Source organism: Flavimarina sp. Hel_I_48, assembly GCF_000733945.1.
Lineage (GTDB): Bacteria > Bacteroidota > Bacteroidia > Flavobacteriales > Flavobacteriaceae > Leeuwenhoekiella.
Genome location: NZ_JPOL01000002.1, coordinates 1,664,707 through 1,690,361 on the forward strand (window position 1 = coordinate 1,664,707; position 25,655 = coordinate 1,690,361).

General features: G+C 41.8%; 16 protein-coding genes, 2 tRNA genes and 2 pseudogenes. 8 read left to right on the forward strand and 12 right to left on the reverse strand.

All coding sequences use genetic code 11. The features are described from left to right. The first annotated feature begins 2 nt into the window (after window positions 1–2). Both P162_RS07390 and dnaE read left to right on the forward strand, forming a co-directional pair. A pseudogene (locus P162_RS07390) lies at window positions 3–1,360 on the forward strand (hypothetical protein). Window positions 1,361–1,603: 243 nt separating this feature from the next. Continuing rightward, window positions 1,604–5,989, forward strand: a complete 4,386-nt coding sequence (gene dnaE / locus P162_RS07395) for a DNA polymerase III subunit alpha (RefSeq protein WP_031426635.1) — start codon at window positions 1,604–1,606, stop codon at window positions 5,987–5,989. A gap of 94 nt (window positions 5,990–6,083) precedes the next feature. Here dnaE and P162_RS07400 read toward each other — a convergent pair whose 3' ends face one another. The 5 genes from P162_RS07400 to mutS all read right to left on the reverse strand — a co-directional run bounded on the left by P162_RS07400 (window position 6,084) and on the right by mutS (window position 12,245). Beyond that, window positions 6,084–7,616, reverse strand: coding sequence for a TolB family protein (locus P162_RS07400; protein ID WP_031426636.1), 1,533 nt, complete (start codon window positions 7,614–7,616; stop codon window positions 6,084–6,086). 63 nt (window positions 7,617–7,679) lie between these two features. After that, window positions 7,680–8,972 (reverse strand): serine hydrolase domain-containing protein, encoded by a 1,293-nt coding sequence (locus P162_RS07405; protein ID WP_031426637.1) that lies wholly within the window; start codon window positions 8,970–8,972, stop codon window positions 7,680–7,682. 173 nt (window positions 8,973–9,145) lie between these two features. Then, window positions 9,146–9,229 (reverse strand) — tRNA-Leu (locus P162_RS07410). A gap of 96 nt (window positions 9,230–9,325) precedes the next feature. Continuing rightward, window positions 9,326–9,397: transfer RNA gene (locus P162_RS07415), tRNA-Gly, on the reverse strand. Between the two features lie 223 nt (window positions 9,398–9,620). Beyond that, window positions 9,621–12,245, reverse strand: coding sequence for a DNA mismatch repair protein MutS (gene mutS, locus P162_RS07420; protein WP_031426638.1), 2,625 nt, complete (start codon window positions 12,243–12,245; stop codon window positions 9,621–9,623). Between the two features lie 255 nt (window positions 12,246–12,500). On the opposite strand from mutS, the gene P162_RS07425 reads away from it, so the two are divergent. Beyond that, entirely contained in the window at window positions 12,501–13,037 is a 537-nt protein-coding gene (locus P162_RS07425; protein WP_031426640.1) for an RNA methyltransferase, read from the forward strand. A gap of 123 nt (window positions 13,038–13,160) precedes the next feature. Beyond that, window positions 13,161–13,295: a hypothetical protein gene (locus tag P162_RS17945; protein WP_262493913.1), complete on the forward strand. Its 135-nt coding sequence runs from the start codon at window positions 13,161–13,163 to the stop codon at window positions 13,293–13,295. 13 nt (window positions 13,296–13,308) lie between these two features. Here the strand turns inward: P162_RS17945 and folK are convergent, their stop codons facing one another. After that, window positions 13,309–14,451, reverse strand: coding sequence for a 2-amino-4-hydroxy-6-hydroxymethyldihydropteridine diphosphokinase (folK, locus tag P162_RS07430; protein WP_031426642.1), 1,143 nt, complete (start codon window positions 14,449–14,451; stop codon window positions 13,309–13,311). A gap of 98 nt (window positions 14,452–14,549) precedes the next feature. On the opposite strand from folK, the gene P162_RS07435 reads away from it, so the two are divergent. Then, a complete protein-coding gene (locus tag P162_RS07435) occupies window positions 14,550–15,281 on the forward strand; it encodes a queuosine precursor transporter (protein ID WP_410471162.1) in 732 nt (243 codons plus the stop codon). A gap of 15 nt (window positions 15,282–15,296) precedes the next feature. Then, complete coding sequence (locus tag P162_RS07440) at window positions 15,297–17,996, forward strand: AsmA-like C-terminal region-containing protein (RefSeq protein ID WP_031426645.1); 2,700 nt, start codon at window positions 15,297–15,299, stop codon at window positions 17,994–17,996. A 146-nt stretch (window positions 17,997–18,142) separates the two neighbouring features. On the opposite strand, the gene P162_RS07445 is transcribed toward P162_RS07440, so the two are convergent. The 3 genes from P162_RS07445 to trmB are packed head-to-tail and all read right to left on the reverse strand — an operon-like array spanning window position 18,143 to window position 19,820. Next, window positions 18,143–18,493 (reverse strand): MGMT family protein, encoded by a 351-nt coding sequence (locus tag P162_RS07445; protein WP_031426647.1) that lies wholly within the window; start codon window positions 18,491–18,493, stop codon window positions 18,143–18,145. Window positions 18,494–18,502: 9 nt separating this feature from the next. Continuing rightward, entirely contained in the window at window positions 18,503–19,135 is a 633-nt protein-coding gene (locus P162_RS07450; protein ID WP_031426648.1) for a LysE family transporter, read from the reverse strand. A gap of 13 nt (window positions 19,136–19,148) precedes the next feature. Next, window positions 19,149–19,820 (reverse strand): tRNA (guanosine(46)-N7)-methyltransferase TrmB, encoded by a 672-nt coding sequence (gene trmB, locus P162_RS07455; RefSeq protein WP_031426649.1) that lies wholly within the window; start codon window positions 19,818–19,820, stop codon window positions 19,149–19,151. Window positions 19,821–20,632: 812 nt separating this feature from the next. On the opposite strand from trmB, the pseudogene P162_RS17865 reads away from it, so the two are divergent. Next, window positions 20,633–20,971: pseudogene (locus P162_RS17865) on the forward strand (glycosyltransferase); the annotation flags it as partial. 84 nt (window positions 20,972–21,055) lie between these two features. Here the strand turns inward: P162_RS17865 and P162_RS07465 are convergent. Both P162_RS07465 and P162_RS07470 read right to left on the reverse strand, forming a co-directional pair. Further along, the gene (locus P162_RS07465; RefSeq protein WP_031426651.1) at window positions 21,056–22,138 is read right to left on the reverse strand and encodes a sensor histidine kinase; all 1,083 of its coding nucleotides are present in this window, start codon (window positions 22,136–22,138) and stop codon (window positions 21,056–21,058) included. Continuing rightward, entirely contained in the window at window positions 22,138–22,821 is a 684-nt protein-coding gene (locus P162_RS07470) for a response regulator transcription factor (protein ID WP_031426652.1), read from the reverse strand. Before P162_RS07470 ends, P162_RS07465 begins: the two co-directional genes overlap by 1 nt. A 210-nt stretch (window positions 22,822–23,031) precedes the next feature. Between P162_RS07470 and P162_RS07475 the strand changes: the two genes are divergently transcribed. Then, entirely contained in the window at window positions 23,032–24,009 is a 978-nt protein-coding gene (locus P162_RS07475; RefSeq protein ID WP_031426653.1) for an acyltransferase, read from the forward strand. A gap of 332 nt (window positions 24,010–24,341) precedes the next feature. Here the strand turns inward: P162_RS07475 and tyrS are convergent, their stop codons facing one another. Next, window positions 24,342–25,640, reverse strand: coding sequence for a tyrosine--tRNA ligase (tyrS, locus tag P162_RS07480; RefSeq protein ID WP_031426654.1), 1,299 nt, complete (start codon window positions 25,638–25,640; stop codon window positions 24,342–24,344). Window positions 25,641–25,655 lie beyond the last annotated feature (15 nt).

Consider the following 25,655-nt stretch of genomic DNA (forward strand, 5'->3'; position numbering starts at 1 on the left):
CTATGAAAAATCGATTCAATAAATTTTTTACTTATGCCGCGCTGGCAGGGCTTTTAGGCTTTTCAGTAAGTTGTAGCAATGATGACTCCATTGATGATCAGACCGGTGGTGAAACTGAAAACCCCACAACAGAAGATAGCCGGTGGTTTACGGTAGCTGGTGCAATTATGGATGAAACCCGGGAAATGGCAATGGCGGGACCATTCTATATTCCATTTCAAAAGAAGATGCACAAAATCCTGATTTTGAAGTTGACGTTTTCAAAGGTTATCAGGTACGTTCACAGCGTACGGCGAGATTACAATCTTCAGTAGATGGAGCTACTATGTTCAATATCGCTTATGGTGGTGATATAGGCGGTGAATTTTCTAAATATAACGTAGAAGGCGGTGCAGATTTTGTTCCCACTGGTGGAGTGGTAAATATTTCTCAATATGCAGGAACGTCCCCGCGATGGGTAAAGCTTTTTGACGGTGATAAAACAGGTGTTGCTGCAAGTGTAACTTCCCCACAAGTCAATGAGGGCGATACTTATGAATATACCAGGGGTACAGCGACGCTTGTGTCTATAGATATGGAAGATGTACTTATTTCTAAAAACAATTCGTTTGAAATCCCTTTACAGCCAGAAGAAGAATTGCTGGGTCACTACATTTTCAGATTGGATGCACCTGTTCTCAATGCTGCAAAAGATAAACTTATTGTAGGAACCTGGATGGGTAAAACAGACCCTGCAACTGGAGAGCGCGATGCGAATCCTTATGAAAGATTAGGTTCAAAATCTGTAATTGTTGACTATCCCTCACTAGAAAACCCTACAATCATAACGTCCACAGTGGGTCACGGTGATACCAGTGGATATCGTAGTTTTAATAGTTTTTTAGGCGATGACGGCAGTATTTATCAGGCTACACAAAGGGATTCTGAAGGATCTCATATCTTAAAAATCAATGCAGATAATACGTACGACAACACGTATGTCTTTAGTCTTGATAATGCCCTAAGTATTACCAATTCATACATTGAAAGCTGGAGATATGTTGGGAATGGTATCGCTTATGTTATGTACACCCATGACGGTGCGAGCGCGTCAAATTTCAATACGGGTCAGCAACAGAGCTTTCTTGCCCGTGTAGATCTTAATGCACGTACAGCAACACGCGTAGATCTTCCCTATGATCCAGACATGTACTTTTTCCAGTACCAGGGGTTTGCGGTAGACGGTGATAATGTATATGTAAGCATCTCCCCTGTGGGAAAAGATGGTAACATTTACATTTTAAATAGCGTAACGGGCGATGTTACTAAAGGTGCAAAATTGCTTAATGAAGCAGGCAACCACTTTATAGGCGTATTTTAAAAAATCTTTTCATCGAGATTTGGAAGGTTGGGCTTTTTAAAAGTCTGACCTTTTTTTTGTTTTAGATCGGGAACATTTGTGTTTAAGACTGGTATAACTTTTAAAAACTTTCCTTTTTAACTGTCGTAATAATCCATAATTTTAAAGTCATTTTCCTGAAACTACGACCTATACAATTTCCTTGTTTTAAGCATATAATTCAGCCAAAAACAATGAAAAAAGCAATAAAATAAGCAAAAACGCATGTATTTAATATTTGATACCGAAACCACTGGCTTACCCAAAAACTGGAATGCCCCCATAACTGACGGTGACAACTGGCCGCGCGCGATCCAGATTGCATGGCAGTTGCATGATGGGATGGGGAATATGATAGATCACCAGGATTACCTCATTCGCCCAGATGGATTTGATATCCCTTATGATGCAGAGCGTATTCATGGGATTTCAACAGAGCTCGCCAGGCGCGATGGCTTTCCACTGGCCGAGGTTTTGGGCAAATTTAGGGATGCCCTTGAGACAACCAAGTTTGTCGTAGGTCAAAACGTAGGTTTTGACATCAAAATTATGGGTGCAGAATTTCATCGTCTCGATGTACAAAACCAATTACAGGAACTGCCCGTACTGGATACCTGTACCGAAAAAACCGCCCAACTTTGCGAAATTCCCGGTGGTCGCGGAGGAAAATTCAAGCTACCCACCCTTACCGAACTGCATGAATATCTTTTCAACACACCCTTTTCTGAAGCGCACAATGCAACGGCAGACGTTGAGGCAACCACGCGCTGTTTTCTGGAATTGGTACGCAGGCATGTGTTTACTAAAGAAGAATTAGATGTAGAGCCTGGATATTTTGAAGAATTTTCAGAAGCCAATCCACAGCTTATAGACCTTGTAGGCCTCAAACATATCAATCTGGAAAAGGCCTCTGCAAAAATCAGAAAGGAACTGGAGAAAGCGGAGCGCTCTGATATTACTTCGGCAGAGATCAGGGTAAATGTGGAGCAGATGGCAGAAGTGGATTTTGTGCACCTGCACAACCACTCGCAGTTTTCTATCCTTCAATCCACTTCAAGTGTTGCAGATCTGGTAAATGCAGCAAAAAAACACAGGATGCCGGCAGTGGGCATCAGCGATATGGGCAATATGATGGGCGCTTTTCATTTCGTCAAGGCCATTACCGCTTACAATAAAGATCTTCAAAAGAAAAATGCTGCGTTAATTGAAGCTGGCGAACCCATTACAGATAAACCAATAAAGCCCATTGTGGGTGTTGAACTTAATGTGTGTGAAGATCATACAAACAAAAGCCAAAAAGATAATGGTTACCAAATCGTCTTCCTGGCAAAAAACAAGCGCGGTTACCACAACCTCGCTAAAATGTCATCGCTTGCCTATACAGATGGGTTTTATTACATCCCGCGTATAGATCGCAAGATTGTTGAAAAGTACAAAGAAGACCTTATCGTCCTTACAGGAAACCTGTATGGGGAAGTGCCCGGTAAAATCCTCAACGTAGGTGAAAATCAGGCAGAAGAAGCACTTTTATGGTGGAAAAAGACCTTTGTTGATGATCTTTATATTGAACTCATGCGCCACGGCCAGGAGGATGAAAACCGGGTAAATTCCACGCTGGTGGAGTTTTCTAAAAAACATGATATCAAAACGGTTGCCACAAACAACACATTTTATATTGAAAAATCTGATGCCGAAGCTCATGACGTTTTACTTTGCGTAAAAGATGGTGAAAAGGTCGCTACCCCTAAAGGCCGTGGTCGAGGATATCGCTTTGGCCTGGACAACGATCAATATTATTTTAAGACCGCCGAAGAGATGAAGGCGCTCTTTAAAGACCTGCCGGAAGCGATCAGCAACGTGCAGGAAGTAGTCGCAAAGATTGAAGCTTTTGACCTTGCCAGGGACGTATTATTACCCGCGTTTACCATTCCGGAAGAATTTATTGTTGCCGAGGACAAAACAGACGGTGGGAAACGAGGGGAAAATGCCTATTTACGCCATATAACGTTCCTGGGTGCAAAAAAACGTTATGGTAAAGATCTGGATGAAAAGATACGGGAACGGGTAGATTTTGAGCTTTCGGTTATTGAAAATACAGGTTATCCCGGTTATTTTCTCATCGTGGAAGATTTTATACGCGAAGCACGAAACATGGACGTTTCGGTGGGTCCCGGTCGGGGTTCTGCAGCCGGGAGCGTGGTAGCGTATTGCCTCTGGATAACCAATATTGATCCGCTTAAATACGATCTGCTTTTTGAGCGTTTCCTCAATCCGGATCGTGTGAGCATGCCAGATATTGATATTGATTTTGATGACGAGGGCCGCAGTCGCGTCATGGATTATGTGATCGAAAAATACGGGGCCAATCAGGTAGCCCAGATTATCACCTACGGAACCATGGCTGCAAAAAGTTCGATTCGGGATACCGCACGCGTCCTTGACCTTCCGCTGGGCGATGCAGACCGTATCGCAAAACTGATCCCCACGATGTCCAAACTCAACAAGATTTTTGGACAAAGCGATAGTGATCTCAAGAAAAAATTCCGCAGTGATGACCTGATAAAAGTCAATGAATTGCTCAACCTCGCCGAAGGGGATGATCTGGAGGGACAAACTTTACGACGCGCGCGTCAGCTGGAAGGTTCTGTACGTAACACGGGTATTCACGCCTGTGGGGTAATCATTACGCCAGACGATATTACCAATTTTGTACCGGTTTCCACCGCTAAAGATTCTGATTTATATGTGACCCAGTTTGATAACAGCGTGGTAGAAGAAGCCGGACTCCTAAAAATGGACTTTTTAGGACTAAAAACGCTCACGCTGATCAAAGATACCGTGAAACTGGTAAAGCATAAACACGGTATTGATCTGGACCCGGATAATTTTCCGCTTGACGATGAGAAAACATATGAGCTCTTTCAACGCGGGGATACGGTAGGGATTTTTCAGTATGAATCCCCGGGGATGCAAAAACACATGCAGGCCTTAAAACCTACCGTTTTTGAAGATCTTATTGCGATGAACGCCCTGTACCGCCCGGGACCCATGGAATATATTCCCAGCTTTATTGCCCGTAAGCACGGTGATGAGGAAATTGCATACGACCTTCCCATCATGCAGGAATATCTTGAGGAAACCTATGGGATTACCGTGTACCAGGAGCAAGTGATGCTGCTTTCACAAAGTCTCGCGGGTTTTACAAAAGGTGAGGCCGACGTACTGCGGAAGGCTATGGGTAAAAAAATATTATCTGTTCTTGATAAGATGAAACCCCAGTTTTTATTGGGAGGCGAGAAAAACGGCCATCCCAAGGAAGTTCTGGAAAAAATATGGAAAGACTGGGAAGCTTTTGCCGCATATGCTTTTAACAAATCACATTCCACCTGCTATGCATGGATTGCCTACCAGACCGCTTATTGTAAGGCCCACTATCCTGCCGAATATATGGCTGCGGTATTGAGCAATAACATGAGCGACATCAAACAGGTTACCTTTTTTATGGAAGAATGCCGCCGTATGGGACTCGAGGTTCTGGGTCCAGATGTGAATGAATCGTATAGGAAATTCACCGTAAACGACCGCGGCGCGGTTCGTTTTGGTATGGGAGCCGTAAAAGGCGTGGGAACAAATGCGGTACAGACTTTAGTGGATAATAGGAAAGACGGTCCTTATAAGAGTGTTTTTGATCTTGCCAAGCGTATCGACTTACGTGCGGCCAATAAAAAAGCCCTGGAAAGCCTTGCGCTTGCCGGTGGTTTTGATGGTTTTAATACCTCGCACCGCGCGCAATATTTTAAAGATGAAGGTGACGGGATTACTTTTCTTGAGAAAGCGGTAAAATACGGCGCCCGTTATCAGGAGAATGAAAATTCGGCACAGGTTAGCCTTTTTGGCGATGCAAGCGAAGTACAAATCCCTGAGCCGGTAGTTCCTCCCTGCGAAGAGTGGGGCACCATGGAAAAACTCAAACGGGAAAAAGAAGTGGTAGGTATTTACATTTCGGGGCATCCACTGGATGATTATAAAATTGAAATGGAAAATTTCTGTAACGGAAAAGTGAGCGATTTTCACAACCTCAACGAGTCCCTGAACCGGGAAGTCACCTTTGGAGGTGTAATTACCGAAGTGCAACATCGCGTTTCAAAAAACGGAAAGGGCTGGGCCGCGTTTTTTATTGAAGATTTTAGCGACTCCTTTGAGTTCCGAATGTTTGGCGAGGATTATCTAAAATTCAGGCATTTCCTGATCCCCAATAGTTTTGTGCACGTTCGTGTTTTTATCAAAGAAGGCTGGACCAACAGGGATACAGGCAAAAAAGGCGATCCCCGTATTCAGTTCAACAACTTTATGCAGTTGCAGGATTCTATGGAAACCTTTGGCAAAAAACTTACCATAAACCTGGATCTCAAAGATGTGCAGGAAGATCGAATCAATATGCTTCGCGAAATTTTACTGAATCACCGGGGTGATCAAAACCTGTATTTTTATGTATTTGATACAAAGGAAAAAATGTCCTTGCAAATGCCCAGCCGTAAAAAGAAAGTGAAAATCTGTAATGAATTACTGACACAGCTAAAACAGAAAAACCTGAATTATAAGTTGAATTAATCCCCTTATCCCCCGGAAGGGGAACAAAAATGGTCTAAAACCTGACTATTTTAGACCATTTTTCACCTGTTTTAAAGCCAAATTAGGCAGTTTTCTAGTAGTCACTATTGGTTACAAAGGCAATATGTTTGCTGTCGCTTGACCAACTAGGTACATTGATAGTGCCCTGGCCACCGTAGATATAGGCAATGATGTTTGGCGTTCCGCCACTTATGGGCATTAGTCGCAGGGTGCAGTGCTTATAAAAAGGATGATCTCCTGAGGGAACATCTTTTGAGAACGATAGAAAGGCGATCCATTTTCCATCTGGAGAAATATGTGGAAACCAATCGTTATAATTTTTATCAAAAGTGAGTTGTTCGGGACTGCTTCCATCGCTATTCATTCGCCAGAGCTGCATTGCTCCCGTACGGTTAGAATTGAAATATATATGTTTTCCATCTGGAGCATATTCTGAACCGTCATCCAGACCCTTTGTATCTGTAAGTTGTGTTTCTTTTTGACTCTTGACATCAATAGCATAGATATCATATTTTTCATTGCGCCACCCGGTAAAAAGCAAGGTGTTCTTATCTGGCGAGATACTGTGCAAATAAGAGTTACCTACTCCATCCTTAGTGATTTTTCGCGGAAGTGAATCCCCTTTTGAGTTCATTAAATAAATGGAAGAATCCTCATTGTCTTTCGGATTATGGTTACTAATACCTATTAGGTTTTCATCAAAAGAAAAAACATGATCGTTGTTGTTATTTGTGGCAAAACCGGTATTGATCTGATGCACGGTATTAGTCTCAAAATTATAACGGTACAAAAACCCATTGCTGTTATAAACAAGCTCCCTATCAGCGTTTACCCAGTTGGGCGCCTGAAGGGAATGTGCTGATTGAAATAGGATTTTACGCTGACCTGTTTCTACATTCATTGTTTCCATATTGCTGCCCAGGTAGTATTGATAGGCAACTTTAGACGGCGGCATAGGTTTAATGATGCGTACGTTGTTAAATATGGCTTTAGCCATGGCATTTTCGTCATGCGCACAAACAAAAAGCCCCACAAAAACCTCGTTTCTGAGCCCTATTTTGCCAATTTCCACTGTTGTAAATGCTTCGCCCCATTTCGCAGTACTCATATAATAGGTGTCGCCGCGACGCTCCAGTTGGATCACATTGGGAAGAGAATCTGTAGACTTTACCTCACCGGTAACACTGCCGGCTTCCTTACGGTATTGCAGGGAAGCAAGGCCATCAGCATGTACAACGGCGCTAACATGTTTTGCGTTTCCACTTAAATTATCCCGAATACTCCACCCGATTTTTCGGTGCGGATCGCCGGTTTTATTCAAAAATTCAACCTGCGCCCTGAGAATAAAGTCTCCTTGTATGGATTTATATAAATATTGGAATTCATCCTGTTCACCCCATAAATTCGTTCCAGATCCAGAAATGGTATAGGTCTGGTTTTTAGTGTCATAAGCAACCATACCATCTGTAACAGGATCACCTATATTCGCCTGGTTTTCAAAAATGCCAAATTCTGATAAGCTGCTATTTCCAGATTGACTCCACAAATGGGAGATAGAACTAAAAAGCGCTAAAGAGATTAAAAAGGTAACGTTGTAGTTTTTCATGATTTTGATTTCAATTGAGTAATTTAAAGTACTGAATATACCTTATAGCACCACAGTGCGCATTTAGTCATCAATAGCGCTAAGCACGATCTGCCTGAATTTCCAGGTGGTCTGGTCATTTGGAATATCCTGGGTTTGCTTCATGATTATACCGATCAATTTTTCGGCTGGATCTGCAAAATATTGGGTGTTGAAATAACCGCCCCATTCAAAAGTGCGGGGACTGCCCTTCCCGCCCATTTCGGTTCCCTTAGCATTCACTACGCTAAATGCCAAACCATGATACGATCCTGATCCTGCCCAAATATCACCTATCTGATTGCTTAAAATCACGTCTACCGTTGTGCGGCTGAGTAAACGCGTTCCATTAAGTTCACCTCCATTGAGATACATTTGTAGAAAAGTAGCGTAGTCAATCGCTGTACTCGATAAACCAGCACCCCCGGAAAAGAACGTGTTATCGCCTTTTTTTGGATAGTCAACATCGTAAAAACCGCCCTTATAATTCTTCCAGGTATTGTCATTATAAGTCTGTACTGCCACAAGACGTTCCTGTTTTTCTTTTGGAAGGTAGAACCAGGTATCACTCATACCTAAGGGTTCAAAAATGTGCGTACGCAAATAAACATCCAGGGGCATCCCTGACAAAATCTCAATCAGATAACCTACCACATCTATACTTTCACCATAAGTAAACTTCTCACCCGGATTGTGGTGCAATGGGAGTTGGGCTAATTTTTTTATATTTTCCCCAATTTTTACTGATTTTGTGGTAAAAAGATCTGTAATCCCTGCTTCCTGATAAATTTTTTTAAAACGGGCATCACCATCTATCTCGCCATATCCTATACCAGACGTGTGAGTAAGTAAATTTCTAATGGTAATGGGCTTGTCTGCCGGAATCGTCTTATACGTACCATCTGGCAACAAGGTATCCAGCACTTGCGCATTCTCAAATTCAGGAATATATTTTGAAATGGGATCGTCCAGTTGAAATTTGCCCTGTTCCCAGAGCATCATAAGGCCTGTAGACGTAATTGCTTTCGTTTGAGAAGCGATCCTAAAAATAGCATCTCTTTCAAGTGGTTTGCTGATTTGTGCATCCCCCTTTCCAAAGGCTTTGTAGTAAACGATTTTTCCTTCCCGGGCTACAAGTGCCACCATCCCCGGCACCTGGTTTTGATTGATCGCTGCTATAGCCATAGAGTCAATAAGCCCCAAACGCTCTGAAGACATACTGACATTTTTAGGGGCGGCCTCCTCCAAGGGTGGTGAGTTCTTGAGGGAAGTGGTTTGTGCAAAAAGAGGAATTGTAGAAAAAAGAACGAATAATAAAAAGTAATTTTTTAAAGACATAAACCGGTAGCTTAATTTAAGTACCTTAAAGATAACGTTATTTATTTCATTGGAGTGAAAGAGATTACAGGTTCATCTAATTGGTCAGCCATTATGGCAAACCTTTTTACTTGAGAACATTAATTTCTAGAAACAAAAAACCCTCAATATCAAAAAGATAAAGAGGGTTTCTGTACTCGGGACGGGACTTGAACCCGTACGACCTAATGGTCATTGGATTTTAAGTCCAACGTGTCTACCAATTCCACCACCCGAGCGTGATGTACCTTTCAAAATAAGCTTTTTTTACTGATATGCAATTAAAAACAAGCTTTTATAAAAAACCCTCTATCGCCAGGCGATAAAGGGTAGAGAGCGAAAGACGGGATTTGAACCCGCGACCCCCACCTTGGCAAGGTGATGCTCTACCCCTGAGCTACTTTCGCATAATCGCTATTGTGATCAATGCGGATGCAAATTTAAAAGATTTCTACAATACAGCAAGCATTTTGTAAAAAGAATTTTCATTTTAAAAACATCTTCCCTAATATACCGCTCAAGGATTTCAGGTCAAGGTATTTAGCTCTTAAAGAAATGAATTAAATCCAGATTCTGATTTGAAAACTACCTTAAATAGGTGATTTTCTCCTTAAAACACACGATTTTTAGCTATGAAACCTTGTTTTTTGCGTTCCGTAATAACATTCTCTTGATTTCATTGAGCTTCATCAATGCCTCTACCGGCGTGAGCGTATCTATGTCTATGTGCAGGATCTCCTCTTTGATTTCTTCCAGTAACGGGTCGTCGAGGTTAAAAAAACTGAGCTGCATTTCATCTTCGGTGGCTTTTTTAAGCTTTTCACTATTGCCCTGCCTACCATGTGATTGTTCTAACTGAACTAATATTTTATTTGCCCTGTGCAGTACCTGCTGAGGCATGCCCGCCATTTTCGCAACGTGTATACCAAAGCTGTGCGCACTGCCACCGGCGACCAATTTCCGAAGAAAAAGCACATTATCCTTTAGTTCTTTAACCGAAACATTAAAGTTCTTGATCCTTGTAAAAGTATCACCCATGTCGTTGAGCTCATGGTAATGCGTTGCAAAAAGTGTCTTGGGCCGTGCGGGATGTTCATGAAGGTACTCACTGATCGCCCAGGCAATGGAAATCCCATCGTAGGTGCTGGTACCGCGCCCTATCTCGTCTAGAAGCACCAGGCTGCGCTCAGAAATATTGTTGAGAATATTTGCGGTTTCGTTCATTTCTACCATAAAAGTAGATTCTCCCATGGAGATGTTGTCACTGGCGCCAACACGTGTGAATATTTTATCCACAAGACCCATACGTACCGCTTTGGCCGGTACAAAAGATCCCATTTGTCCTAACAAAACAATAAGTGCCGTTTGTCTCAGTATAGCAGATTTACCAGACATGTTAGGGCCGGTGATCATGATCATCTGTTGGGCTTCCCTATCCAGGAAAACATCATTGGCAATATAAGGCTCGCCCAGCGGCAACTGCTTTTCGATTACGGGATGACGCCCTTCTGTAATCTCCAGTTCCTGGGAATCATCAATAACCGGACGCACATAATTATTAGCTTTGGCGACACAGGCGTAGGAACATAGACAATCCAGTTCTGCAATACCGGCCGCATTGGCCTGCACCGGTGCTATAAACTGGGATATCCATTGTACGAGTTGGTTAAAAAGCTGCTGTTCAATGGCCAGAATGCGTTCTTCTGCACCTAAAATCTTGGCTTCATACTCTTTGAGTTCTTCTGTAATATAGCGCTCTGCACTTACGAGCGTTTGTTTGCGTATCCATTCTGGTGGGACTTTGTCTTTATGGGTGTTACGCACTTCTATATAGTAGCCAAAAACGTTGTTGCTGGCTATTTTAAGCGAAGTAATACCGGTACGTTCGGTCTCGCGCTGCAACATATTGTCCAGATAACCTTTTCCCTCATGCGCAAGATTGCGCAGCTCGTCAAGTTCATCGTGAAAACCGCCCGCGATCGTATCCCCTTTCAAAACATTGACCGGAGCATCTTCGTTGAGCGTTTCCTTGATCTTGGCACGCAGATGTTCCAGGTTGTTGAGATTTCCTCCCAAAATTTGCATGGCTTCATTTTCTGAATTTTGGGCGAGGGCTTTTACCGGCACCATGGCTTCCAGCGAATTTTTGAGTTGGACGACCTCCCGCGGACTCACCTTTCCGGTGGCCACTTTACTGATAAGCCTTTCCACATCTCCTATCTGTTTGAGGTGCTGTGTGATTTTATTGTAAATCTTGTTGTTTTCTAAAAAGTAGGAGACCACCTCATGCCTTCTGGTAATCGCGTCTTGATTTTTTAGCGGAAGCGCGAGCCAGCGTTTTAAAAGCCTTCCGCCCATAGCGGAAGTGGTTTTATCAATCACATCAAGTAACGTGATCGCCTGTGGACTCGTACCCCGATACAGTTCAAGATTGCGAATGGTAAAACGGTCCATCCAGACATAGGCATCTTCTGCGATACGGTTGATGCGGCTTATATGCTTAAGTTTATGATGTTGCGTCTCACTGAGATAATGAAGTGCTGCACCAGCAGCAATCACGCCCTCCTCGAGTTGCTGTACCCCAAAACCCTTAAGCGATTTTACTTCAAAGTGCTTGTAAAGCGATTCATAGGCATAATCGGTCTGAAAAATCCAGTTTTCCAGGTAAAAAACGTGGTATTCTTTACCAAAATCTGCCAGAAATTCCTTTTTACAGCTTTTGCTGATCAGTAATTCACTGGGGTTGAAATTTTGTAAAAGCTTGTCTATGTAGGCCACATCGCCCTGCGTGGTCAAAAATTCACCTGTGGAAACATCAAGAAAGGAAATGCCCAGCACTTTCCTGCCATAATGCAGCGCGGCCAGAAAGTTGTTGCTTTTGGATTGCAGCACCTCGTCGTTAAGCGCGACGCCCGGGGTGACCAACTCTGTAACACCGCGCTTCACGATATTTTTGGTCATTTTGGGATCTTCGAGTTGGTCGCAAATGGCCACGCGGCAACCGGCCTTGACAAGTTTTGGTAAATAGGTGTTAAGGGAATGGTGCGGGAAACCGGCCAGTTCGGTACGCTCGCCGCCATTGTTGCGATTAGTCAGTACAATTCCCAGGATCTGCGCGGCCTTGACCGCATCTTCGCCAAAAGTTTCATAAAAATCCCCTACACGGAAAAGCAACAAGGCATCAGGATATTTGTGTTTTATCCCGTTATACTGCTTCATTAAAGGAGTGACCTTTTTGATTTTCTTTGAAGACATGCTGTTTTTACGTGTTTTTAGGCAGTTTTACCCGTTTTTTAGCTGATTTGCCGCAATAAAAGAAATATGTTTCTTCTGGAAATCAACTCAAAGATTAAAAGCGAATTTACAAAAAAGCTTTTCGGATAAACCTTTACCCGTACGGAGTTATCCTTTATTTTTGAACACTTTTGGAGAAAGAAAAAGGAGTTATAAAGCGATATAGCGGCCAAGGCCCTCAATTCTGAATCTAAAATTTTAAACTACCTACACCTTATGAGCAGAAAATTAGCAAACAGCGAACTGGATAGAAAAACCGTGGATGAATTTAAAGATTCGTCAAAAACCCCGCTTATCATTATCCTTGATAATGTGCGAAGCCTGCACAATATAGGTTCTGTTTTTCGCACCGCAGATGCATTTCTGATCGAAAAAATCTACCTCTGTGGTATCACCGCTTCCCCACCGCACCGGGACATTACGAAAACCGCACTGGGGGCGACCAAAACAGTGCGCTGGGAACATCACACAAACACCTCTGAAGTCATTGAGGAACTTCAGCAGTCAGGGGTTAAAATACTTGCCATAGAACAAGCGGAGAACGCCGTCATGCTCAATGATTTTGCCGTGAAAAGTGGTGAAAAGTACGCGGTTATTTTTGGCAATGAGGTAAAAGGCGTGCAACAGGAACTCGTCAATGCGGCAGATGCTATTATTGAAATTCCGCAGCTTGGTACAAAGCATTCACTTAACATATCTGTGAGTGCCGGGGTTGTAATCTGGGATCTTTTTGTTAAAATAAAATTTAAATAGAATTACGATATGCATTTCGTGCGAAATATTCGCAATATAACGTATCAATATACAATTAAATGTTAATTTCCTTCTTCTAAAATGCTATAACTTTCATTTTTACTGAAACTAATTCAGTCAATTATGAAAACAGACTTTGATTATTCCTCTTATCAGCAAGGGGAACGTTATGGGATGCATTTTGGATTATACATGGGGATCATTATAGGTGTGGTTATAACCCTTGCCGCAGTTTGCACGTTCTCCGTATTTTGCTAATGAAATATATTCTTTAAGATTTGCTCATCTCACGGATCACTTGTATATAATCTTCCCGACTGCTTACAAAATCCAGTTCTGAAATATCTATTATCCTGACATTGTCTTGTTGCTTTGTCTTGATAAATTGAAGGTAACCTTCATTTATCTTTCCCAGATAATCGCCTGAGATCTGCTGCTCATACTCCCTCCCTCTTTTCTTAATATTTTGAAGTAAACGTTCTGTATTTTGATACAGATATACATACAAACTCGGTTTTGAAAGTTCGCGGTACATCATACCGTGCAATTTTTTATAGAGGTTAAATTCCTCGGCGCCCAGTGTAATCTGAGCAAAGATGAGCGATTTGTAACTGTCATAATCTGCAATCATAAAATCCTTAAAAAGGTCAAACTGACCTATATCATCAAGCAATTGCTGGTAACGGTCTGCCAGGAAAGACATCTCCAGGGGAAAAGCGTACCGGGATTGATCCTCGTAAAATTTGGGCAAAAAAGGGTTTTCCTTAAAACGTTCCAGTATGAGTTTTGCATTGAATTCTTCGGCAATAAGGTTTGAAAGCGTGGTCTTACCAGCGCCTATATTACCTTCAATCGCAATAAAATGATGTTTTTTGAGGTTATAGCTCGACCCTGGATCAATAAGTTTATCTGTAAGCTGCTCACACTCTGACTTATCATCAGTTTCAGCAAGTAGATCTTTTATGCTATTTCTGAATTTAGGATGCACCAGACCAGACGCTATATCCGTTAGCGGAAGCAGTACAAATCGCCGTTCGTGCAAACGTGGATGTGGGACCTGCAGTTGGCCTGTATTAATCACTTCATTACCATAAAAAAGCAGGTCAATATCTATGGGACGGTTTTGATATGTTTTTGCCCGTTTATAGTCAGGATCCCGGGTTCTGCCCAGTTCCTGCTCAATGGCAAGCACAGTATTCAAAACTTCGTCACTCGTAAGTCTGGTACTGATTTGTAAAACAGCATTTAAAAAATGGGGGCCTTCAAAACCCCAGGAAGGGGTTTTATAGACTGGCGAAATAGCATTAATGAAACCCACACGTTCATAGAGCAGGTTAACGGCCAACTGTAAATTTTTAAAGGTATCGCCCTGGTTGCCTCCCAGTGATAAGTATATGTGTGTTAAGGTTTTAATCTTCTGAAATTGTTAATTATTTTAAGAGCAATTTAAGTAAAAAAGAGCCTATAAACGGTTATTTTTGGGCTTACTACGCGAAATTTAGATCCAATTTGTTGCAAGAATCACGAACACAGCGGGATGCCTTTTTAGCCTACCGTATTTATTTTATTCTGGGGGCACTTTTCATTTGTTCGCTGGTGGTCTCCAATCTTATCTTTCAAAAATTTTTTTACTGGGATTTTTTCGGGATTTACCACTTTGAGATTTCCGTAGGCATACTTCCCTATCCCATTACTTTTTTGATCACTGATCTTATCAGCGAGATCTATGGTAAGAAAAAAGCAAACCAGGTGGTTACCACAGGTATTTTTGCCTCCTTGTTCTCCTTGTTGATCATTTGGATTTCAGACGTGGTCCCAGCCACGGACTGGTCCCCTATTAACGATACCTTATTTGGTAAGGTGTTTGGCGCTACGGTTATTGCCGTGCTCGCCTCTATGATGGCTTATCTGTTTGCGCAATATGTTGATATACAGGTTTTCCATTTCTGGAAAAGGGTCACTAAAGGCAAACATTTATGGCTACGCAACAACTTTTCCACCTTTTTTAGTCAGTTTATTGATACCGCTACCGTATTGTTGCTGCTCTGTTCTTTCGGAAAAATTGAATGGGAACGCTTCTGGGCGTTATTAGAGGCAGGGTTTTTGTTCAAAGTACTCATAGCCATTTGTGACACACCATTTTTATATTTGGGTGTCTATTACTTTAGAAAGCGCTTTAAGCTCAAACCTGAAGAAGAACTGGGCAATACGCTTGACAAATTTCAACTGGAAGAAAAAATTTAAGACACTCCAATCATTATGAAAAAAGCATTGAAAATTATAGGGATCGTTCTCGGTATCCTGATCCTCATCTTAATCCTCACCCCTATAATTTTTAAGGGCCAGCTGGAAAGCCTGGTTAAAAAAGAGATCAATAAGAACCTAAATGCAACGGTGGCCTGGGAAGATCTGAGCCTTAGCCTTTTTTCCAGTTTTCCCGATGCCGCTCTTACTATTAACGATTTTAGCGTGATCAACAAAGAACCTTTTGCCGGTGACACGCTGGCTAGTGGCAAAGAACTTAGATTACAAATGGGGATACCGCAACTGTTTAAAAGCAGCAACGGGATCAAAATTGATGCACTTGCACTCAACGATGCCTTTATAAACATTAAAGTGGATAGCCTGGGTAAAGCCAATTATGACATTGCAAAAGTTGATACTTCAACGCAAACTTCTCCTAAACCTTCCGCAGAAAATACTTCAACGACTCCTTCTGAAGGTATACAGTTTGGTGTACAGCATTATGAAATAAACAATTCGCGCCTCAATTATCTTGATGAGAGCACCAATACCTTTTTAAGGCTAAAAGAACTGAACCACGAAGGCAACGGTGACTTTTCTGCCGTGACCTCAACCTTAGAAACGAAGACAAATGCTTTAGTATCCTTTGATTTTGATGGCACAAACTACCTGAACAACAACAGCGTGCAACTGGATGCAGCTATCGCCATGAACCTTGATAAAATGCGTTTTACTTTTAAAGATAATAAAGCGCTTGTAAATCAATTGCCTCTTGTTTTTGAAGGTTTTGTACAGGTCAATGAGACTAATAATGAGATGGACCTTACTTTTAAAACCCCATCCAGTGACTTTAAAAACTTCCTTGCTGTTATTCCAGAAGAGTATGCAAAAAACCTTGATGGTGTTACGACCTCTGGCGATTTTCAGGTGGATGGGCGTATCAATGGGATTGTGGATGATGAAAATATCCCTATGCTTGATATTAAAGTGTCCTCTAACAATGCTTCCTTCAAATATCCTGACCTGCCCAAAACCGTAGAAAATATCAACATTGACGCCCAACTCAAAAATGAAACGGGCAAACTGGAAGATATTTATCTCAATCTGGGCAACCTTACCTTTCAGATAGATCAGGATAGATTTGCCGCTAAAGGCCGTATTGAGCGTCTTACCACAAATCCACTGGTAGATATGGCGCTAGATGGCAAGTTGAATCTGGCCAATCTGGAAAAAGCATATCCGCTTGAACTGGAGCAGGATCTTAATGGTTTGCTCAGCGTAAACCTGACCACTACTTTTGATATGGAAAGTGTGGAAAAAGAACAGTTTCAGAATATTAAAAGTCAGGGAACGGCAAGTTTGCGCGATTTCAAATATACATCCCCAGAGTTGCCCAATGCGTTTCTTATCAGTGAAACCAACCTGAAATTCAACACCAGCACCATAAGTCTTGAAAAATTAAATGCCAAGACGGGAAACACAGATATTTCGGCCACGGGAACACTTGAAAACCTGATTCCTTTTATGGTTTCAGACCAGGATCTTAAAGGCAGGTTCAATGTACAATCAAATACGGTTGACCTGGCAGATTTCAGCATAGCGGAAACCGAAGAAACACAAACTACAGAAGAAAAAACCACTAAAAACGCCCCAAAAGATCAAAAAACAGTCGAAAACACCCCTAAAACGGGTGAGGAAGCCATAAAAATACCCTCTTTTCTGGATGCTGGGATTGATTTTGCCATAGGCACGGTGATCTATGATAATATCAAACTTTCTAACGTAAAAGGTTCTATCCTTATCGTAGATGAAACTGCCACCTTGAAAAATGTGACTTCAGATATTTTTGGCGGAAACATTGGTCTTGCCGGTAATGTGAGCACAAAGGGCGAAACCCCTCAGTTTGATATGAAAATCGATCTGAAAAAGATAGATATCGATCAATCGTTTGCCGGTCTCAATTTGCTGAAAGGCCTTGCTCCCATCGCAAAAGCCCTTCACGGAAACCTAAATACCGATTTTCAGCTTAAAGGAAACCTCAATAATGACCTAACCCCAATTCTAAATTCGCTGGCGGGAAATGCTTTTGCCCAGTTATTGACCGCGAAAGTTGATCCCAAGGAAATGCCTTTGCTAAGTGCTTTAGATGATAAGTTGACCTTTATAGACCTCAGCGATATAAACCTGGACAACCTTAAAACAACGCTAAGTTTTGATGAGGGTAAAATAGCTGTAAAACCTTTTAATTTTGATGTCAAGGGTATAAATGTAAACGTAAGTGGTAGCCACAACTTTGACAATACGATGAATTATACCGTAGGCCTTGATGTTCCCGGCAAAATGCTGGGCAGCGAGATAGGCAGTAAACTGGCTGGTTTGAGCAGTACAGATCTTAATAACTATAAGGTTGAAATTCCGGTTTCCCTTACAGGAAACTTTAGCAGTCCCAAGGTAAGTGTAAATACCCAGGGCGCGATCAGCAACCTGACTCAGCAGATCATTGCCTCGCAAAAAGCCAAATTACAGGAAAAGGGAGAAGATAAAATAAAAGACGCGCTGGGCAATCTACTGGGAGGTGATAAAAAAGAGGATGCCGCAACTACGCCACCACAGACTAAAAAAGATTCTTCCCAGGCCGAAGTGAAAAACGCGGTTAAAAACGTACTTGGTGGTCTGCTTAACAAGAAAAAGAAGGATACAACTGGGAATAACTAAAGCTGTATCTTGAATACTGTAAACTGTATACTGTAGCTCTTGATCTATCTGCAGTATACATTATACATTTAAAAAACATTGGATCAAACCTACAAGGAGGCTTCCTTCCGTCAGCAATACCTTGCAGGTTTTTTATTTTGCATTTTTCATTGGTCGTCCAGAAGTCCTAATTCGATTACAGGATCCCAGAAAAGGGTTTTAAAATCCTGAACCTTATCATCGGTTATAATAATTCCTTCTTCTTCAAGCATTTTTTGCATAAGGTTTGTACCGGGAAAATGGTGTTTGCCGGTAAGTAAACCGTTTCGGTTGAGAACGCGGTGTGCGGGAACATCTTCAAAGTTACCAGCATTATTCATGGCCCAACCTACCATACGTGCGCTTCCGGCAGCGCCTAAAGCTTTTGCGATAGCTCCATAACTTGTCACCCTTCCATAGGGAATTTGACGCGCCACATCATATACTCTATCAAAAAAACCGCTGTTGTCTTTCGCCATTGCTACCTTTTATTTATCAGTATAATACATACGAATAAGGGTCAAAATGACTAAAATAAGCATTAAAACCGCCATAAAGTAATTAGTATACTTCGTCAGGTTCATGGCTTTGCGCTCTATACGTTGAAAGCACAATACATAAATGTAAAGGGATGTAAAAGTACCCGCAGCGGCGGCCAGCATAAAAGTCGCGATTGCCACGACATGATAAGAAACCTGTCCGCTTACATTAAGCGCCGCACCCAGTGCACAGAAGTAAGGGATGGGCAGGATATTGATGGCAGAAATCAAAATCCCTTTTCCCAGACTGCGCATACCGCGGTGTTTTACCGGTTTTACCCGTTTTACTTTTGCCTTTTTTGCAGTAATCAAAAAGTAGATCCCCATAAGGATAAAAATGACCATACCGGTACGCAGCAACATGTTGCGCACATATTCATTATTGAATATATATTTAGCGAGCAATATGGCGATAAGCGCTTGAAACAGTACAACAATACATGCGCCCACAGCAACCAGTGTGCCATTCTTTTTACCGCCCTGCAAACAGGATTTGGCCACGGTCATATTGACCAGTCCCGGTGGCAATACGCCAGCGAAAGCGGCTAGATAAGTTATTATGAAAAGTTTTGTTATTTCCAAGGTAGCAGGGAGCCTAGTTGATCTTAAATTTTATATACGTAATCCGTTTTTGCTTTTCAAGATACTGTTTCTCGTAGAATGTTTGAATACCTACGACCTCCTCAGGGGCTTCATGGTTACTGTAAATATCGTGATGCGCATAAAGTACCTCGTGCCCCGCGCCGTGCAATAGCCCCAGGGTATACCCATGCATAAACTCACTGTCTGTCTTTAAATGTACGATACCTTCTGAATGTAGAACCTTTTTATAATTTTCCAGAAAATCGGCATTGGTCATACGATGCTTGGTGCGCTTGTATTTGATCTGAGGATCAGGAAAAGTGATCCAGATTTCCGAAACTTCATTTTCGGCAAAGGCGTAGGCCAAAAGCTCGATCTGCATGCGTATAAAACAAACATTGTTCAGGTCTTCCTCTATGGCGGTTTTTGCACCGCGCCAAAAACGGGCACCCTTGATGTCTATACCTATAAAATTCTTTTCTGGGTAGCGTTGCGCAAGGCCCACGCTATATTCTCCCTTGCCACAGCCCAGTTCCAGTACAATAGGCGCATCATTATTGAAGAACTCTTTCCATTTTCCCTTCCATTTAAAATCTTCCTGCAGTAGTTCTTCCCTACTGGGCTGGATTACGTTTGTGAATGTTTCGTTTTCGCGAAAGCGTTTCAGTTTATTCTTGCTGCCCAATGTGTAGTGTGTAAGTTCTTTATTGAAATAATGCTTAAAAAAGATCCTTTTTAGATTGAAAACTGGGATTTTGCCCTATATTTTGAATAAAAATGAAAGAAAATTTCTCTATCCAATAAGGCTAAAAACCTCATTTTGATGACAAAACTCCTCGATAAGACCATTTTTTAATGATTTGATAAAATTAAGGAAACTTTTATCAATAGAAAGTAATTAAACTTTGTCTTATGCATAAAAACAAAACCATTCTGGTAGCGCCACTTAACTGGGGACTGGGTCATGCAACCCGGTGCATCCCCATTATACGCCTGCTTATCAAAGACGGTTTTGAGGTTTTGCTGGCCAGTGATGGTGATGCACTCGCCCTGCTTGAGAGGGAATTCCCTGAACTGGAGTCTTTAGAGCTGCCTTCATATCAAATAGAATACCCTAAAAACGGGTCCAGCTTCAAATGGAAAATGCTCCTGCGAAGTCCTAAAATCTTAAAAGCCATAAGGGGTGAGCATAAAATCGTTCGAGATCTTGTGAATAAAAACAAGATACAAGGCGTTATTTCTGATAATAGGTTTGGCTTGTACCATGCAGCAATACCCACGGTATTTATAACCCACCAGTTACAGGTACTCAGCGGTAATACTACAAAACTCACCTCTGCCCTACACAGGCGGTACATAAAGCGTTTTGACACCTGCTGGGTTCCAGATTTTGAAGGTGGAATAAACCTGACCGGAAAATTGGGCCATCCCAAATTTTTCGATATTCCCATCACCTACATAGGTCCATTGTCACGCTTAGAAGTGGTTAAAATCCCTATGGAATATGATATTCTTGTACTATTGTCTGGACCCGAACCGCAGCGAACAGAGCTGGAAGACATTCTATTGCACGAACTCAAAATCTATAAGGGGAAAGTACTTTTTGTACGTGGAAAAATTCATCCGGAAAAAACAATACGCGCCCAGAACCATATCAAGGTTGTGGATTTTATGGAAAGTACAGATCTTGAAAAAGCCATTAATGCCAGCAAATTGATTCTCTGCCGCTCAGGATATACCACCATCATGGATCTTGCAAAGCTGGGCAAAAAAGCCTTCTTTATCCCTACTCCGGGCCAGACCGAACAAGAATATCTTGCCAAGCGCTTAAAGAAAATGGGAAAGGTGCCCTTCGTAAATCAGAACGAATTTAAGGTAAAGAATTTGAGCCAGACAAAGCTTTACAGCGGCTTTGACGCTTCAATCCATAGCCAGGTCATCGAGAACCTCGATGGGAAGTTCTTCAGCCTTTTCAAGGGTGAACGAAAACTCAGATCCCACACCAAAGTCGCTCTCTACATAAATCTTCTCGTCATGGGCCTCTATAATATGTTTCACAATAGATAGGCCTAAACCCGAGCCTCCTTCCCGGCGCGAACCACTTTTGTCAACGCGGTAAAACCGCTCAAATAATCTGGGGATATGTTCTGATGAAATCCCCTCGCCATTATCTGTAACCCGAACGATGACTTTGTTCTGGATCAGGTTTTCAACCGTGACCTCCGTGGTACCGTCCTGTTTTCCATATTTTATAGAATTGACGATAAGATTTGTAAGTAATTGCTGAATGCGCTCCCGGTCTGCATTCACTAAAATTGATTTTGTGTAAGGCCGGTCAAACGTAAGGGTGATGTTCTTTTTTGCTGCCTTCATCTCGAGCAGTTCAAATGTACTTTTAACCAACTCTATAATATCAAAATACTCGTAATACAGGTTCATGTTGCCCACTTCTAGCCTGGAGATCATATCGAGATCGCTTACAAGATAAATCAGGCGTTCTGTGGCCTTTTCGGCGCGCTGTAAATATTTTTTACGTACGCTTTTGTCTTTCATGGCACCATCCAGAAGGGTAAGCACATAACCTTGCACCGTAAAAAGCGGTGTTTTCAATTCATGGGCAACATTCCCCATAAATTCCTTTCGGTATTCTTCCCTGATCTTTAGAGATTCTATTTCCAGCTTTTTACTTGCGGCAAAACGTTCTACTTCTTTAGTGAGTGTAGACATATCTGTAGTGATCTGTCCGCGTTTAAGGGTCGTGGCATCCAGTAAAGAAACATCATCGTAAATCTTCTTGACCCGTTTGTATATAAATTGCTCTACCCGTATCTGCAAAATGACAAAACAAAATGCAAAACAAATAAGTGCAAAACCCACGGGCCATTGCCAATACAATAGATCGTGATCATATAAAAAAACGCTCAGAATGAGCGTTAGGAATATGGTTATATAGGAAGCAGAGTATGTAGCAAACCTATACGACTTTTTGAAATTGGTAGCCATTATTCAACAAATTTATACCCTACGCCTTTAACGGTTTTAAATTTTTTATCCCCTATTTTTTCACGCAGTTTACGTATGTGCACATCTATGGTGCGCCCTCCCACAACAACTTCATTGCCCCAGACGCGATCTAAGATATCCTCCCTCTTAAAGACCTTGCCGGGTTTTGAGGTAAGGAGTGACAAAAGTTCAAACTCCCGTCGTGGAAGAACCATTTCTTTTTTATCCTTGATGATTTTATATTCTTCCCTGTTGATGACAAGATCACCAAAGGTAAGTGTGGTCTCTTTTTCGGTATCTTCTTTTAAACGTCTTAAAAGTGCCTTTACCTTACTTACTAAAACTTTTGGTTTGATGGGCTTTGTAATATAATCATCTGCACCGGCATCAAAACCCGCCATTTGCGAATAATCTTCTCCACGCGCGGTGAGAAATGTGATTATTGTTTCAGAAAGCGAGGGGTTCTTACGTATTTGCTCACAAGCTTCAATGCCGTCCATTTCTGGCATCATGACATCAAGAATGATCAATTGCGGCTGATGCTTGGCGGCCAGTTTTACAGCTTGTTTTCCGTTTTCTGCCGTTAAGACCTGATACCCTTCGTTATTGAGGTTATAGCCTACAATTTCTAAAATATCTGGCTCATCGTCAACTAATAAAATCTTAATATCCTTCTTTTTCATCGTACAAGGGTTTAAAACCAAGGTAAAGATACCATTAAATTGGTTTGGATTACCCAGTTGTTAAATTCATAACATTTAGGTAATATGGACAGCATCAGTTTAATAACCTTGAAAATTCCCTATTGGCATTGTAAATGTTTAGAGCCAGTAGGTTGGCCTATAATTCTAACGGCACATTTTTAATATCTTTGCACAGCTTTATAGACACTTATGCAAAATATTCCATTTTATGAGATAACCACCGTTGATGCTTTTAAGCAAGCGGCATTGCAAGTATTTAGAAAGCAGTATAGCACGAATGATACGTATCGTAAATTCTGTGGCCTTTTATCTATCAAGAAGGAGGAAATACGACTGGTGGAGCAAATTCCATTCATGCCCATTTCTTTTTTTAAGGAGCATGAGGTACTCTCCTCTTCACAACCGGTTCAAACGGTTTTCAGCAGTAGCGGCACCACGGGATCAACAACAAGCAAACATTTTGTAACCGACCTTTCACTTTACGAGGCCAGTTTCACCGAATGTTTTTCGCAACATTATGGCCCTGTCACAGACTACACCGTGCTGGCATTATTGCCTTCCTATTTAGAACGAACCGGCTCGTCGCTCATTTATATGGTAGATCATTTTATTGCACACAGTAAAAAGCCGGAAAGCGGATTTTACCTCAATGATCTCGAAAAACTGGCAAAAACACTTAAAAAACTGGATGAAAAGGGCGAAAAAACACTGCTTATAGGGGTTTCTTTCGCACTGCTGGATCTTGTTGAAAAGTATGAATTTCAGTTGAAAAATACCCTTGTTATGGAAACCGGGGGCATGAAGGGCCGCCGTAAAGAAATGGTGCGTGAAGAGTTGCACGAACTACTTCAAAAAGGTTTTGGCGTAAACCAAATTCATAGTGAATACGGTATGACCGAACTCCTTTCCCAGGGCTATTCTAACGGTGACGGCATTTTTACCACGCCACCATGGATGGATATTCAAATACGGGACACAGAAGATGCCCTTTCCAGTGTGGCATTGGGTAAAACCGGCGGAATCAATGTCATAGATCTTGCAAATGTCAATTCGTGCGCTTTTATCGCCACCCAAGATCTGGGGCGCAAATTAGATGGAAACCGTTTTGAGGTTTTAGGACGTTTTGACACATCAGATATCAGGGGATGCAACCTGATGGTTCTTTAAATACAAGTCCCATTTGTTAAGCAAAAGGCATTTCAAAAATACCTTAATCAATATATGCAATAATACTACAGCTGTCCTAAAGTTATAGTTTTGTTAAGTATTTACTTTTGTGTAATATTTTTGCAAAATAAGCGTCTATATAGTGTAACCTTTAAAAAGGTTTTTCATAAATGATTGGTTAGTTAAGTGGAAAACCCGATGCTCCTAAAAAGCATCGGGTTTTTTAATATCCAAAGGTTTAGAAAAACGCCTTATTTCCTTACAAAACGGTCGGTTTTGACGATTTTCTACTAATTAACAGACCTTAATGGAAACAAATAATACCAGCCAAACTACTCGGTAACCCTGATCACAAAATAGTTCTTCTTTCCGCTTTGTAGCAGAATAAATCTATTGTTGATCAAGTCATCGTTTTTCAGAACATAAGAATCATCCACTTTTTCTTTGTTAACCGAAATCGAATTTTGTTTCAACGCCCGCTTGGCTTCTCCATTAGATTTTAAAAAATCCGTTTTTTCAACAAGTGCACTTATAATATCTACTCCTTCGTTAATTTCTGACGGAGTGATTTCCGCTTGTGGAACTCCTTCAAAAACATCTAAAAAAGTCTTTTCATCAAGTTTTTTTAAATCGGCACCAGTTGAGTTTCCGAAGAGTATTTCCGAAGCTTTTACCGCATTTTCAAGATTTTCCTCCCCGTGCGTACTTAAAGTCACTTCTTCTGCAAGTCGTTTTTGCAGTGCACGCTGATGTGGCGCTTCCTGATGCGCTGCGATGAGACTTTCGATCTCTTCTTTGCCCAGAAAGGTAAAAATCTTAATGTATTTTGCCGCATCGTCATCACTGGTGTTTAGCCAGTACTGGTAAAATTTATAAGGAGAGGTTCGCTCTGCATCCAGCCAGATATTCCCACCGGCAGTCTTACCGAATTTTGTCCCATCAGCCTTTGTGATCAGCGGGCAGGTCATGGCATAGGCCTTACCGCCGCCTATCCTGCGCACGAGTTCTGTACCCGTGGTAATATTGCCCCATTGATCGCTACCGCCCATTTGCAGGGTAAGGTCTTTCTCCCTGAACAGGTGCAAAAAGTCATATCCCTGAACCAGTTGATAGGTAAATTCGGTGAAGCTCATTCCATTGGCAGATTCTGAAGATAGCCGCTTTTTAACCGAATCTTTTGCCATCATATAGTTCACCGTGATGTGTTTGCCCACATCGCGGATGAACGATAGAAAACTGAAATCTTTCATCCAGTCGTAATTGTTTACCAACTGGGCAGCATTTCCCGTGTCAGAATCAAAGTCCAGAAAGCGGGCCAACTGATTTTTGATAGCTTCCTGATTGTGGCGCAGCGTCTCTTCATCAAGCAGGTTGCGCTCGTCAGATTTCCCAGAAGGGTCGCCTATCATTCCCGTTGCGCCACCTATCAAGGCAATAGGTTTGTGGCCACATTGTTGAAAATGCTTTAACATCATAACGCCCACAAGATGGCCTATATGCAAGGAGTCTGCCGTAGGGTCAATACCCACGTAGGCAGCGCGCATTTCTTCCATAAGATGTTCTTCTGTACCGGGCATCACATCGTGCACCATCCCGCGCCATTGTAGTTCTTCAACAAAATTCTTTATCATTCCCTCTTTATTTCA